Below are 14,493 nucleotides of genomic sequence, written 5' to 3'. Positions count from 1 at the left end.
AAGGTCGATTTTAGAATGGAATCGTGAAAAACCGATATTGAATTTATGGAGCCGTTCAAACCGAAACCCCTTTTAAACAAATCCGAGCTCCGTCAGATAAAAAAATCAAGAACGCGAGTCGAGGGCCAAAAGGTTCTCACAGACGACGTAAAGAAGTTAAAGTCCTTAAACGTAACTCCGGATCTTCCGAAACGCGAACTCGTTCAATACTACAAAGAACCGATTTGGATCGAATATTATATTCCCCGCGAATCCCGTTTCGCCTATGAAATCAAATATCTGTTCGTAAAATTGGTGGATCCGATTCCGAGACCCGAACCAAAGGATACGGTTTTGCGCGAGGCGATGGCCAAGGGCGAATTCGTGGATTTAATCGACGTGCTTTTTTCTCATCCGGAAAAGGAAGATCTCATCCGGAACAGTTATCTCAATACCTTCTCCTTTTTGGAATCGATCTCGGCCAATTACAAACAATATCTGAAGACGCAGGACGCGTACGATCTTAGAATTCCGCTCTTTCATACCGAGGCGTTGATGAAGCGGGAACCGACCGTCGCCACCCTCGAGTTTTTGGGACAGTTTACGATCTACAATCTAAATTGGTTGATCCGGAAACTCAACGAGGCGGGCGAGGAATTTTCCCTCGAAGACGAAACGATTTCCATGTTGATCAAAAGAAGAAACGAATTCTGGGATGAGAATTCACTGCCGATCGACGAGGATTTCGAATTGTTCGCGGCGCTGTTTTACGAACAGGCGTTTCCGCATCGCGGCTCAGAATTCGAGGACTCCGCGATTTTGCGCGACGGGGAAGAGTTCCGTCTTTAGTCGATTTTCGCTTTTTCCATTTCAAAAAGCCGATCCTTCCATTTTAGGAACGGCATTTCGACGATAAGATACAAAATCCAAGCGATTAAGAAATTTATAATAAACGCGATACACGAAGCGACGGTGAAACTTACTTCGAGAATTCCGCTTTTGATAAACTTGTAAGCGACGGAAATCGTCACCGGCATTAAAAAAAAGTGCCAGAGATAAATCGTATAACTGATTCTTGCGATCGGTCGCAATCCTCCGAAGGAAAAGACGACCGATACGAGGTTCTTCTTTTTTTGAAACAATATAAGAAGTAATATCGCGAAAGAAACCGAAAGCAGATTCGGCCTTAAGATCAATGCGGGCAACGAATCCTTTTGAAACGAATGTGCGATAACGTAAACGAAAGCCGCCGCCGGAATTAGACAAAGGTGGACGAGTTTTCGGGAAAGTTCCGATATCGTTCCCGAAAAACGTTCGTAAATTTCATAGGAGGCCATTCCCGCGATCAGACCATCGAATTTGGAAAAGAAGAAAAAGTTCGTCATAGGATCGTTTCGGAACGCCATATAACTGCGGATACAAAACGCGACCAGTGTAAGAATTCCGTATACGATCATCCTTCCCCGAAATCCGAAACGTTTTAATAGATACAAACTTAAGAAAGGGCATACAAGATAAAAGTGTTCCTCGACCGAGAGGGACCAATCCACGTTCGTAAACTGGAATTCGATCAGATCGGACAAATAGAATACGCTGATCCAAACCTTGTCGATGTCGTTTTGAAGCATTCGAATCCATTCCGTATCGGCCGAGGACGGGTTTTGCGTAAAACGGTATAAAAGAATATTCTTAATAATGAATATTATTAAAAGTGCGAAATAGTATGCCGGAAAAATCCTAAGACTTCGTTTTGCGTAGAAGTCGCGAAAGCGGATGTCTCCGTTCTTTTTGAATTCGCGGAACAAGTTTCCGTAGATCAGAAATCCGCTTAAGACGAAAAAACAATCCACGCCCGAGGATAAATTCCCGAGAAAGCGGATATATACTGGGTTCATGTCACGGAGTAGGATTCCTCCGAGGCCCCAACTATGGAAAAAGAAAACCGAGATCAGCGCGAATGCGCGAACGCCGTTTAACGCGTCTATTTCGCCTTCCCTCTTTCGAAAAATCGAAAATACGTAATCTCGCATAACGCATCTTATACGAACAAACGCGTAGTCAGCTTATCTTGTTCTGTCCCCCGGTCAGTTTGTCCTTTAGAATCAAAAACGGCTGTTCGATCAATAGGAAGAAAAACCAGGATATCAAAAAAGTGACCAATACGAGATAAACGCTACACGCGAGAAACACCCAGACGTTGGGCGTGTTTTGGATCCAAGGAAGTATTTTTTTAGAAGCTACTGGAATCGCGAATATGTGCCAAAGATAGGCCGTATAACCGAGTCGGGCAAACGGACGGAATACGGCGGCGCTGAAGATTCGATTCAAATATCCGGGATAAAAGGAAAAATACATCAGAACGCCGAAGCCGAACGAAAGTGCGATCGGTCGTATCACGAGAGCCCACGCTTCTCCCGGATCGACTTGATGCGCTCCGATCGTTACGATCAACGCGAGCGACAACAGAAGATCGAGCCTTCCTTTATATTTTCGAATCCTCTCTTCGGTCAACGGGAAACGGTGAAAACATTCGTATACGATCATTCCCGCAAGGATAGAATCGAATCTCGCGTGAAAGTGATACGCGGCGTCGAGACTCGCGTCGGGCAACGCCAATTTCATCCTCACGAAAAATGCGGTCAAAAATCCAAGGAAATAAAAAACGAAGCGGGTTTTTAAATCGACGCGGAATAAAAATATCGAACAAAGAAAAGGAAGTATGAGGTAAAAATGTTCCTCGATGGAAAGAGACCAGCCTCCGTTATAAAGGGCGTGGGGTAAAAAATCGGAAAGATAAAAAACGTCCACCCATACGTGTTGTAGTCTCGTTTTCGCATCCGCCATCAAGGCGAGAATTTCAGGATTCGCTATATTCAGAGATTCTAATTTATGAAGTTGCTGGGATTTGCTATAGTATAACACCGCCAAGGCGAAGTAGAACGCGGGAAAAATCCGCAAAGATCTCCTAACGAAAAATTTTTTGATTTCGATTTCCCCTTTTTTTTCGTTTTCCCGAAATAAACCTCCGTATATCAGAAATCCGCTGAGTAAAAAGAAAAAATCCACTCCCGAAGAAAGGGAACCCAAAAAAAGGCGAAGTGGATCGGGATCGCCCGGAATGATCGTTTTTGCGGTGACCCAACCGTGAAAAATCACCACGGAAAGGATGGACAAGGCCCGTATTCCGTTGAGATTCTCGTATTCGTTTTCCTTTTTTTGAAATATGGATAAAAAGTAGCTCTTTAAATTCATTGTATTATAAATACCTTATATAAAATATTTCTAATCTATTCTTGGGTCTTCTTTTAGTTCGGAGATCTTATAAAAAAAGCCAGACCTTTCCCCTCAGTTTTTGAAACGGAATCAAGCCGTAATTCCTGGAATCCGTGGAGTGTTCCCTATTGTCCCCTAAAACGAGAAAATATCCGGGAGGAATTCTACCTGCGTCTCCGATCGGAACGTTTCCTTTGACTGCGGTCATCGGAATCATGGATAAGGAAGGGGCAAGCGTCTTAAAACCGGGTTTCAGAAAGGTTTCCTGGAGCGGTCCGTCGTTGATGAGAATTCGGTCGTTTTCGAAACGGAAGTAATCTCCGGGAAGACCCACGACCCGTTTTAAACTCAACTCCTCTTCGGCTCCGTCCAATACGAGAACGTCGAAACGTTCCACCTTTCCTTCGATGAAAGAAATTTCCCATTTTCCGATTCTCGCAGGGAAACCCAATTTCGTTACTAAAATCAAATCACCTTCCTTATAGGAAGGAGCCATGGAATAACCCGATATGAAATAAATTTGAAACAGAAAAATCCGCATCAAAAGAATCGTAAAAAGAGAAAGAAAGATCGGAAGGATCTGCAAAAATAATTTTCTGATCCTGCTGTTCGATTCCGAAGTTTCCATAATAGACTGGAACAGAATCCGGGAAAGTGTGTTGAAGGAAAAGTCAAAAATCCGAGTTCGAACGTTTACTTTAAAAATCCGCTCCAGATTTCGTAATTTCCTTTTTTGGATATTTCGAATTCAGAAAGGGATTCTTGCATTTTCGGGATGAGAATTTTTCTATCCCAGACGATCGGTTTTACGATCTCCATTCCCAAGGAATTCTTTTTCATCCTTTCTTCGGTCGCCGCGTTGACGGAGGAGAGATCGTATTGTACGAACGCGATCTTTTGACCCTTCCAGTAGGAAGGGCTGCGTTTCAGTATGGTTAGGATTTTTTCGGTGGAATCGGCGGTGAAGGTCACCTTATCGAGGTAATGCGGTCCGATCGTGTAAAAGGATAGGTAGTCGGTGTAGATCCAAATTTTCGCGTCGATAAATTCGATTATAGGCGAGAATTTTTTTACGTGAAGGCTTCTTCCTCTTTGAATTCCAAAACCTGCCAGGCCGAGGAAAAAAGAATAAACGAAACAAGCAGTCAAAAATCGTTTCGTTTTTTTTCTTCCGCTTCGGATAGAATAAAACCAAATCCTGCGGACCAAAATCGTATACGGGATGATCAGAGGCGCGAAAAATCTGGGCCCCCAATTATTGAATCCGTCGTTCGGGGCAGTGATCAGAACGAGAACTAAAAATAAAAAAGAGGATCCGAATAGAATCCGATTGTTGACGGATAGTTTGCGAAAGTTGAATATTAAAACGGGGAATAAAAACGAGGCGGCCGGCAGATATCCGAAAAAGCCTATCTTAAGCGGGCCAAACAACGTGAGATTTACGATCCAGTCCAAACGCTGGCCCAGGGAAACCTGAAATCCGTGCGCGTTTGCCAGATAACGGGTTCCCAAAGGATGTCCGTAGTCGTACCAGTTCCAGGCGCAGAACGAAACGAAGGGAATCGAAAATCCGAGACAGGCGAAAAGGAATCGCTTCCAATTTTTATATTTTATATTGTTTGAATATAATAAATTTATTATGTAAAAGAAAAGGACGCAACCCGAATAAATCAATCCTTCCAATCGAAACCATACGGAGACGCCAAGGAACGCTCCTGCGGCAAACGTCCTGACCGTTCTCGGATTCCCCTTGAAAAGCAGGGTTAAAGGGATCGCGGAGATCAGCATGACTAAATTGTTTTCCGAGAAATCGAGGGATAACGGCCACGCGAACGTACAGAAAAAGGAAACGAACAAAAAGAAAAAATCGAACCTCCAATATTTCCTGAGTAGGATCAGGACGCATAACGCGAATATTGCGGAAAGGTAGGGAAGATTATATATTCCGAAAAGATAATAGAACGGAGCGCTTATCGCGGCGAAGGAAACCGGAAACGCGCTTATCAACCTGCCTTTGTTCAGAAGATGGAGGTTGTGTGGTAAGTGAAAGAATTCCAGATTTTTGTCCATGATTCTTCCGGGATAAAACAATTCCTCCGAACGGAATCCGTTTTCGATAAGCGAATGGATCTGTATCGCTTTGTCGTGGCTGTCCTGAAATAAGGAATATGCAGGAATTGTAAAGTATATAGAGCCGAAAATTCCCGTTATCAGCAGAAACCAGGCGATCCCCTTTTGATGTCCCGAATCATGGATTGATTTTCGAATTCGTTCGATAAACATAAGAGCAACGTTTTCATTTCGCCGTGAAGAAGGAACCGATGGAAGTTTTTCCGTACGAAGAAAAGCACTCCTAAATTGTACAGTCTTTTACTGGAAGCAATCAGAAAACAAAATTGATTTACAGATACCCGTGTTTTTTTTTACATGAACTATTTCGTAAAAGCGCGTCTACGAGGATGTTATGAAAGCTGCGTTCCTGTCAATTTTCGAAAAGCGGACCTGGGAAAAAGATTCCTTGAACGGTCTTCGCGCGATTTCGATGATCTGTATCTTCGTTTTTCATTTATCCGATCCCATTCGATACCAACTTCCTCAAGAGGAAGCGACGCTCAATATCTTCATCAGCAATCTTACCTCTTCCGTGGATCTTTTTTTCATCTTGAGCGGTTTTTTGATCTACGGAGTGTTATATAGAGGTTGGGAAAAAACAGGAACGCTTAGTTTTAAGGAATTTTATCTCAATCGAAGTCTGCGGATTTTTCCCGCGTATTATTTTTTCGTTTTTTTAACTTTAGGCGTCAATAAATTATATCTGAAACTGGCCCAGGCTTCCCCTGATCCGAATATTCAGGCTTTGATTCCTTCCTACAAACAAACCATCGATCGCTGGATATACGACGCATTGTATATATCCAACTATAAAACCTCGTCTCATTTTCACACTTGGTCCCTGTCTTTGGAAGAGCAGTTTTATCTCGTTTTTCCTTTGATCTGTTATTTCATCCTTTTTAAACTTTCGAAAAAACCGAGGTTGATCTTTTTAACCGCTTTGTATTCCTCCGCGGCTTTGATCCGTTACTTCGTTTATCAATCGAACGCCGGCGATCAACCGTATCATACCTTCGATCTTCTTTTTCATAGACCGGCGCATACGCGTTTCGATTCGATCGTCGCGGGAATTTTGACTTTCGAACTTTATAAGAATTGGAATCTGATTCCTGAAAAACACGATCGGATCAGGGAGTTGTTTTTTCTAATTCCCGGAATCGTCTTTCTTACAATCGCCAGTTTTGTTCCGTATTCGTTTTCGGTTTATTACACGGTATTTCGTTTTAATTTTTCCAATCTAGGTTACGCGATGATTTTGACGGCCAGCATTCACAATCTTTCCTGGATCGGTAAGTTTTTGAGTCTCAGGATTTTTACTCCTCTTGCAAGAATCAGTTACGGAACGTATCTCTGGCATATAGTCGCGATTTTTGTGGTCAGTACACAGTTGGGTTTAAGTCCCGATCGAGCCGTGTCCTGGGGCGCTTTCGGTAAGGCGCTGGTGTTCGGATTCTTTTACGCTCTTCTTTTCGCTTTTTTCTCCTATATGGTCGTGGAATATCCTTTTCTCAATTGGAAGAACAGATTGAAAAAAGACTGATCCGCTTTCCGAGGGGAAGTATCGTTATTTAAACTTAGGATCGCGGGGAGAATTCCGTGTTTTCTATTTTAGAATTTTATGATATTCTACCGCGTAAAACCCTTTGAAGGGAGTCCGTTTGTTTTCTTGTCCGAAACGGCTCTCCAATGCGCTTTCCAATTCGATCGATTTGTTTCTGCTTAAAGAAGGAAACGAATTCCCCAATTTGAGAGTTTCCTTCTCGTCCATAAAAAAAAGAGAAACCGAAACAAGGGATTCGTCCGACGCGATGTTGGATACGATTCTATCGACGTTGGTATCGGGGTGAATGCAGAGGATTTTACGGGAGATATGATCGATTCCCGCCTGTCCGCATAAAATCGGATCGGTGAAGATCCAAAGCGAAGTGTCGTTTTGTGCGAAGGAATTCCGAAAAAATTTCTCCTGTTTGGAAACGTGCCGCATAATCTTCAACGTGATTCCAGATGCGGAAAGCGCGAACACTACCGAGAAGACGGAAATACTTTTCCAAAACCCCGCGCTGCCCGGATTCCAGCCGCTCCATAATACGAGGAGCGGAAGCAGCAATAAAAACAAGTATCTTCCCGTAATCGTTATACCGTCGTTAGGTGCCGTAAGAAGGACCGATAAGGAGTAAATTCCTCCTAGTTTCAAGAGGAACTTTACGTTTTCATCGAGTTTTTTTCCGAAAAAGAGATAATAGACGACCGGGAGAATCAAAAAAGGGGAGTAAAAGAAAAATCCGAACTTAGGAATTCCCTCCACGAAGTTGACGAATACGATCGAAAGAGAACGTACGATTTTTTCAGTAATCGAAATTTCTTCGCGTCCGAAATTGAAAATATATCTTACTCCGAACGGATGTCCGTATTCCGTTATATTCAAAAAAAAGAATATTATCAAAGGCGAAATCGATAGAGATATTAAAAATACGTTGTGTGTTCGAGTCAGTTTTTTCCGTTCTTCGGCACGGATCGGCAATTCGGCCAGGGCTAATCCGGTCAAAAATAAGACGGATTCCAACCGAAACCAAACCGCCGTAGTGAGCGCGGCCAAAGCGATACAAAACGAGGAAATACGTTTCGTATCGCGATACGTAAGCCAAGATACGAATCCGACCGTATTCAACAGAAAAAAGACGGGATATTCTCCGAAGTCCGAATTCAACGCCAATAAAATCGTTCCACTATATCCCAATAAGACCGTTTTTTGATCGATCCTTCCTGAGCGGGAAAGTAGATACAGCGCGATTAGGGACAACAACGAATTTACGAACGGAATAAACTTCCAACCCAGACCCGCGACACGTAACAGAGAGGAATAAAACGAAAACGCGATCGGATATTGTCCGATGAATTTTCCATTTACGTTTTGCGCGAATCCGGGTAGGAAAAACGCTTCGCGGAGCGGATCCAATTTTTGAGCCGGGTAACGTATTTCGTCGCTTCCGAATCCGTTCTCGATCAAAGACTCGGTTTGCATCGCCTTTAAGGCGGAATCCGCGATATAAAATTCTCCGCTGTCGATCCATAGAGAAACCGCAACTAGAATCATAAACGAAGAGAACAATCCCCAGTTCCGTTTCACAGTTTCTACGAAACGAGGAGAAACTTTTTCGTTTATTTTATAATTTCGTTTAACGAATTCATTAAAACGAAGTATCGATTCTTCTTTGTCGATCTCCCTTTCTTTCGTCCGCATGGACGGTGATACGGATGCGGTTCCGAGACTTCGCCAACAAAAACGGACCGAGGCTCCGAAAAAGTTCGTCGCATACGAAACGATGAAGAAGGTTATTACCGAAGATAGGGAAGATTTTCGGTTATTACGCTCCGCGCTCCGTTTTCAAAGCCGGATTTTTTTCAGGGAACGCGGAACTTGTGGAATCGAAACGTTTATCTTCGTAGTGTTTCGTAGTTTCCATATAGGATTTCGATCGATCCGATCCTTTTTTTTCCGGTAATTCGGAAAGAGGGTAGTTTTGAAATCGTTTCCGAATCGAACCGACTTAGGTATTCGACGAGTCCCGCTTTGGCTCCCGGATCATATTCCAAATTCTTCATGCCTTCGGTGTATTCTTTCGCGTACGCGAAATATTCGAAAGGAACGGTTCGTTTCGCGCGGCCGTCTTCGATTTTTACGCGCGAATATTTTTCCAAAAGGTCCGCGAGTTCGTCGATGTTCGTGGCTTGATAGACTCTTCCTTGAAAGTATAAATCCGGGCCCGCCATTCCTCCGATTAAACCGTTCTGAAAGATCAAAAGATTTTCCTTAGGTTCTTCCGAAATGAAAGCCTGAACCGATTTAGAATTTTTCGCGAAACCTTTGGTGGTTTTGTAATATATCCATGTCGGTATTACGGATAACGTTAAAATGAGATATAAGGCTATCTTTGCGGTTTTTCTTCCGCCTTCGGCGAAGGTTAAAAGCCGCGAAGCACATAGAAGTAATCCGGGAATTCCGGGAGTCAGATATCTCGCCCCGAATTCCGCGCCTCCGTCGTTGGGGGCCGTGGCTGCGGCGATCACAATTCCTAAAAAGGAAGATGAAATCAACGATCGTTCGGAAACGTCCTGTTTCTTCCAGATTTTGGAAAACGAATAAACGGAAAAGGCCGCGCCTATCAAAAGGAACGGGGAGTATCCGAAAAGTCCTAACTTTAGATTTCCATAAAATAATAAATTTATAAAATTCTTAAATAAATTGGATCCGCTCGATGAATCGTAGTTCGCGTTGAATCGAGGTCCCAAAACGGTACGGAAGAAGGAATAGTTAAAGGCGCAATAGAGCGTAAAACCCAGGACGAGCGCCGCGGTCCCGATCCAATAAAGTTTTTTTCTTTCCTCGGTTCTCCCAGCGGAAAAAAGAGATGTCACCGTTTCGTAAAACCAATAAATACCCAGAAAGATCAGATATTCGAGTCGAAACCAGTATGTGAGCGAAAACAACAGTGTTGCGACTAACGTTAAACTTAGGGATTCCTTCCTTCGAGATCTGCGATAAAGGATAGAGCCGGAGACGAACAGGAAAAGCGCGACTCCGACGTCCATAAATAGATATCCGTTCATTACGATGGGCGTGGCCGCCGAGAAGAGTAGGATTCTACCGGAAGGGATAGAAAATTCCCGACCCAAAAGATACAGACAAGAACCGATCAAAAACGCGGAAAGGAAATAAATTGCGTTCGCTCCTCCGAACGGAAACGCGGCCGCGTATAAAATTCCCAGTGAAACGGGAAACGCGATGATTTTGTGTCCGTTTACGACGGACATCTTCAATAAGCTGAACCTAAGCTCCGGATCAAAATCGTAGCCTGGATAAAATACGTCCAAGGATCGAAAGCCGCTTTCAAAAATCGATTTTCCTAAAACGAATTTTTCGTAATGATCCGCAGAGAGAAGATATCGAGGAGGGATCGAAAGATAAATGAAAAGGGGAAACAGAAAAGCGGCCAACGGAAGCGAGAACTTGCCCGTTAAGAACGTGTTCCAATAACGTTTCAATTTTGAAGTCATCTGTCTTAGTTCCGAAGGATTTGGATTTATCCCGATGTGTACAACGAAGTCAGGATACGCCGTACGCGTATCCGGTCAATTCGCTTTCTTTTACTTGGATAGAAGAGAATCGATGTTCTTCTTTCCCGTTGTTTTCCATAAATTCCTAAAAATCGAATTTGCTTTAATACCGCGCCCCGACTTTGCGAAAAATTTTTTCATTGATCCAGAGTTCGAATCGTGTAAAACTTGAAGTATGCAACAAGAGATTTCCGATCAAAATCCAATCGGTCAATTTCTTTCACAGTCACCCGTGAAAACTTTGATCGATCGTTATCGATCCGAAAAAGGCAAAATACGCGCCTTTATGGAAAAGCTGCCTTTGTATTCGAGCGGCCTAAAAGGCTCCGAATTTCAGAACACGGATTCGCTTTTACGTAAGGAACTCGCTTCCAAAGTAGCTTCGTTAAAAGAGCCGCTTCGTCGTATGGAGGAAGGTTTTGTCTCTGCGAGAAAGATGGATCTGATCGGAAGCAGCGAGATCGCGGTGGTTTTGATCGATAAACTTACGCAGGCGATTCAAGCTGCGGGTTACGGTTGGAACGGTCTCGGAAGCGGACTCAAAGGAACTCCGGAGGAATTGGAGCGACTTGCGGAATTCGATTTTTCCCTCTTCCAGGAAGTGGAAGGGATCGGCGAAAAGATCCGTTCTTTGAAAACTTCCGCGGAATCCTCCGTGGAGGAGATCCGAAACCTGGTCGGAGAGGTGCGATCCTCACTGGACGGTTTGGAAAACGCGTTCCGTTCCCGCAAGGATCTGTTTACGAAACTCTAAAATTCGAAACTAGGTCTTATGTTTCGAATGATTTCAAATAAAATCCAACACCCGTTCTAAACGGGAATTCAACCGAAGGATAAAAACATGGCATTGATAGACGTAATCAAATACGAAGGACAACCCGGCGAAATCGTTTGGAAATATCCGAGAAACGACATCAGTCATTTCGGACAATTGGTCGTAAACGAAAGTCAAGAAGCGGTCTTCTTTAAGGAAGGAAAGGCTTTGGACGTTTTCGGGCCGGGAACACATACGTTAAAGACCGGAAATATTCCGGTGCTGGAAAAACTCGTCAATCTTCCGTTCGGAGGTCAGACTCCGTTTACAGCGGAGGTAGTCTTCGTCAACAAGGCCGTGATCAATATGACTTGGGGAACTCCGGCTCCGATCCAAATCGAAGATCCCAAGTATCATATCACACTCGGTTTAAGAGCATTCGGAAATTATAATATTAAGGTAATCGATTCCAAATCTTTCGTAAACGGAGTTGTGGGAACACAACAACGTTTCAACCACGACGGGGTCGATAAACTTCTGAAACCGATGGTGGTGACCCGTCTCAGCGATTTCATCTCCGAAGTCGTATTAAAAAACGGAGTTCCGATCACTCAGATTTCGCAACATCTGGAAGAGGTTTCCTCTTCGGGAAAAACGAAAACGCAGCCGGATTTTCAGAAGTACGGTTTGGAGATCGTGGACTTTTTCGTACAGTCGATCAACTTCGATCAGAACGATCCCAACTTTCAGAAGATTCAGAAAATTCTCACCGACAAGTTCGAGATCGATACGATGGGAAACATGTATCAACAAAAGAGAATGTTGGATATCGGAGAAGCGGCCGCGAACAATCCGGGCGGTTCCGCAGGAGAAGGTATGAGTGCCGGTATGGGACTCGGAATGGGGATGAACATGGCCGGTATGATGGCCAACATGATGGGTCAAAATCAGCCCGGAGGAAAACCTGCGGGAGAAGACGCTGCGGGCAGATTGGCTAAACTGAAAACCCTTTTGGACGGGGGGTTGATCACTCAGGAAGAATTTGATACCAAAAAAAAGGACATTTTGAATTCTATCTAAACTATGGTCTCCACTCTTACCCGATATAAAGCGGAATTCGAATGTATCAACGATTCCTGCAAAACTCGATACGATCTCAACGAGGTCGTTTATGAATGTAGGAAATGCGGAAGTTTGCTTCAGGTTTCCCACGACTTGAACGCTTTGAAATCGATTTCCGGGGAAGAGTGGAAGAATCTTTTCGATTCCCGTTTTCGTTCGGTGAAGTTCCCCAACAGCTCCGGAATCTGGAACAAACGCGAATGGGTTCTGCCCCATATCGAAGATAAGAATATCGTAACTTCCGGAGAGGGATTGTCGCATCTGTTTTCTTCGGATCGATTGACGGAGGATTTGGGGCTCGGAAGTTTTTACGTCAAACAGTGTGGGATCTCCCACACTGGTTCTTTCAAGGATCTGGGAATGACGGTGCTTTTGTCCCAGGTCAAACAAATGATCGCTTCCGGAGTTCCGATCCGTGCGGTTGCGTGTGCGAGTTCCGGAGATACTTCCGCAGCGCTCGCTTCCTACGCGGCCAAAGCGGGAATTCCCGCGATTATTTTTCTTCCCGCGGGAAAGGTTTCGCAAGCCCAATTGATTCAACCCGTATCGAACGGTGCGAAGGTGATCGCGCTCGACACGGACTTTGACGGTTGTATGCAGATCGTCAAGGAAGTGACGCGTGAAGCCGGAATTTATCTGGCGAACTCGATGAATTCGCTTCGTATCGAAGGACAAAAAACGATTTCCGTGGAAATCACGCAACAATTGGAATGGAAGGTTCCGGATTGGATCGTCATCCCCGGAGGAAATTTAGGAAACGTTTCCGCTCTCGGCGCCGGTTTCGAAATGATGTTGTCTCTCGGTTTGATCGATAAACTTCCTCGGATCGTTTTGGCTCAGGCGGAACATGCCAATCCTTTGTATCTTTCCTATCTAAAGAATTTCGAAAGTTTCGAACCCGTGGTCGCAAAGACGACTTTGGCGTCCGCGATTCAGATCGGAAATCCGGTTTCGATTCAAAAGGCGATCAAAACGTTACAGCGGTTTCAAGGAATCGTGGAACAAGCCAGTGAATCCGAATTAGCGGACGCCGCTTCTCGAGCGGATTTGTTCGGTTTATACAACGATCCTCATACGGGTGTGGCTCTGGCTGCTTTGGAAAAACTTTTAAAAAAAGGGACGATCTCCAAAGGACAAAGTGTCGTAGTCATTTCCACTGCGCACGGACTCAAATTCACTGAATTCAAACTGAAATTCCATGGAGGAGAAATCCCCGGGGCCGATTCCAAATTGATCAATTCCATCCATCGGGTAGAGCCGAAACCCGGTAAAGTGATGGATCTAATTCGAAATTTGTTACATTTGGGATGATTTTTGAACGAGTTCCGTCTCTTTTTTAATTACTTTTTTTCTTAAGACTTTTTTTTTCGTCGAAACGGAGAACTTTTTCGTCATATTTCTCATCCATGAGGGATTATGACGATCTGTCCGCAAACTTTCGAATGGAAGTTGACTCCGCCATTTCTAGAGAAATCCCCGTTTCGCTGATCACCTACGTCCTAACCCCCCAGGGCGAAAGAAAACTGAAATACATCATTCAGGCGATTTTGACCCATTACGATCGTTTGGATTTGACGGAATTACTTTATACTTCCTCGAAAGAATTGATCGTTAATGCGACAAAGGCCGCCATCAAACGGATCCTTTTTAAGGAATCCAGACTCGATATCGAGTCTTCGGAAGATTATCAAAAAGGAATGGAGTCGTTTCACAGCAGTTTGAGCGATAAAAAGTTCCCATTTTATAGAGAGAAAATGAAGGAACACGATCTTGCGATCAAAGTGACATTCTATTTCAATGAACATCGGATCATTTTGAAGATTTTGAACAATTTTCCGCTTACGGATCAGGAAGAAAAACGGGTTCGGGAAAAATTCAGAATATCAAGGGACTTCGACAATCTCTTTGAGTTTTTTATGAAGTTCGGAGATTCGACAGAAGGAGCTGGGCTCGGAATTACGATGGTGGAAATTCTAGTTGCACAGAGTGGATTTGACAGACACTTGTTTACGATTTACAGTAGAAAAGGTATTTCTCAAACTGTAGCAAGAGTCGAAATCCCGTTGCGTGAAGATTATATTCCGCGAAGATGGAAATTTGCCAAGGATCAAAACCTTGCGGCTAATGTGTAGACGAGG

The 14,493-nt window shown here is 43.8% G+C and carries 12 protein-coding genes; 6 read left to right on the top strand and 6 right to left on the bottom strand.

Translation table 11 applies throughout. The features are described 5' to 3' along the window. The first annotated feature begins 45 nt into the window (after positions 1 to 45). Positions 46 to 828, top strand: coding sequence for a hypothetical protein (locus tag EHQ17_RS11900; RefSeq protein ID WP_135594274.1), 783 nt, complete (start codon positions 46 to 48; stop codon positions 826 to 828). Here the strand turns inward: EHQ17_RS11900 and EHQ17_RS11895 are convergent. From EHQ17_RS11895 to EHQ17_RS11880, 4 genes are all read right to left on the bottom strand, one after another. Beyond that, the gene (locus tag EHQ17_RS11895; RefSeq protein WP_135594272.1) at positions 825 to 2,009 is read right to left on the bottom strand and encodes an acyltransferase family protein; all 1,185 of its coding nucleotides are present in this window, start codon (positions 2,007 to 2,009) and stop codon (positions 825 to 827) included. The two genes, EHQ17_RS11900 and EHQ17_RS11895, sit on opposite strands and share 4 nt — an antisense overlap. Before the next feature lie 28 nt (positions 2,010 to 2,037). Continuing rightward, positions 2,038 to 3,231, bottom strand: coding sequence for an acyltransferase family protein (locus EHQ17_RS11890; RefSeq protein ID WP_135594270.1), 1,194 nt, complete (start codon positions 3,229 to 3,231; stop codon positions 2,038 to 2,040). 67 nt (positions 3,232 to 3,298) lie between these two features. After that, positions 3,299 to 3,880, bottom strand: coding sequence for a signal peptidase I (gene lepB / locus EHQ17_RS11885; protein ID WP_210412895.1), 582 nt, complete (start codon positions 3,878 to 3,880; stop codon positions 3,299 to 3,301). A gap of 65 nt (positions 3,881 to 3,945) precedes the next feature. Further along, complete coding sequence (locus EHQ17_RS11880) at positions 3,946 to 5,535, bottom strand: LA_3751/LA_3752 family putative glycosyltransferase (RefSeq protein WP_135594267.1); 1,590 nt, start codon at positions 5,533 to 5,535, stop codon at positions 3,946 to 3,948. A gap of 181 nt (positions 5,536 to 5,716) precedes the next feature. Between EHQ17_RS11880 and EHQ17_RS11875 the strand changes: the two genes are divergently transcribed. Continuing rightward, entirely contained in the window at positions 5,717 to 6,904 is a 1,188-nt protein-coding gene (locus tag EHQ17_RS11875; protein WP_135594265.1) for an acyltransferase family protein, read from the top strand. Between the two features lie 63 nt (positions 6,905 to 6,967). On the opposite strand, the gene EHQ17_RS11870 is transcribed toward EHQ17_RS11875, so the two are convergent. Both EHQ17_RS11870 and EHQ17_RS11865 read right to left on the bottom strand, forming a co-directional pair. Next, positions 6,968 to 8,605, bottom strand: coding sequence for an LA_3751/LA_3752 family putative glycosyltransferase (locus tag EHQ17_RS11870; protein WP_135594263.1), 1,638 nt, complete (start codon positions 8,603 to 8,605; stop codon positions 6,968 to 6,970). Positions 8,606 to 8,799: 194 nt separating this feature from the next. Further along, positions 8,800 to 10,419, bottom strand: coding sequence for an LA_3751/LA_3752 family putative glycosyltransferase (locus EHQ17_RS11865; protein ID WP_135594261.1), 1,620 nt, complete (start codon positions 10,417 to 10,419; stop codon positions 8,800 to 8,802). Positions 10,420 to 10,654: 235 nt separating this feature from the next. On the opposite strand from EHQ17_RS11865, the gene EHQ17_RS11860 reads away from it, so the two are divergent. The 4 genes from EHQ17_RS11860 (at position 10,655) to EHQ17_RS11845 (ending at position 14,487) form a co-directional block, all read left to right on the top strand. Further along, complete coding sequence (locus EHQ17_RS11860) at positions 10,655 to 11,233, top strand: LIMLP_15305 family protein (protein ID WP_135594259.1); 579 nt, start codon at positions 10,655 to 10,657, stop codon at positions 11,231 to 11,233. Positions 11,234 to 11,320: 87 nt separating this feature from the next. Continuing rightward, positions 11,321 to 12,313, top strand: coding sequence for an SPFH domain-containing protein (locus EHQ17_RS11855; RefSeq protein ID WP_135594257.1), 993 nt, complete (start codon positions 11,321 to 11,323; stop codon positions 12,311 to 12,313). A gap of 3 nt (positions 12,314 to 12,316) precedes the next feature. Then, complete coding sequence (gene thrC, locus EHQ17_RS11850) at positions 12,317 to 13,666, top strand: threonine synthase (RefSeq protein ID WP_135736185.1); 1,350 nt, start codon at positions 12,317 to 12,319, stop codon at positions 13,664 to 13,666. Positions 13,667 to 13,761: 95 nt separating this feature from the next. Further along, positions 13,762 to 14,487: a hypothetical protein gene (locus EHQ17_RS11845; RefSeq protein WP_135590854.1), complete on the top strand. Its 726-nt coding sequence runs from the start codon at positions 13,762 to 13,764 to the stop codon at positions 14,485 to 14,487. Positions 14,488 to 14,493: the final 6 nt, after the last annotated feature.

Source organism: Leptospira gomenensis, from assembly GCF_004770155.1.
Classification (GTDB): domain Bacteria; phylum Spirochaetota; class Leptospiria; order Leptospirales; family Leptospiraceae; genus Leptospira; species Leptospira gomenensis.
Note: the sequence above shows the minus strand (reverse complement) of the source record. Positions and strands in the feature narration are given on the sequence as shown.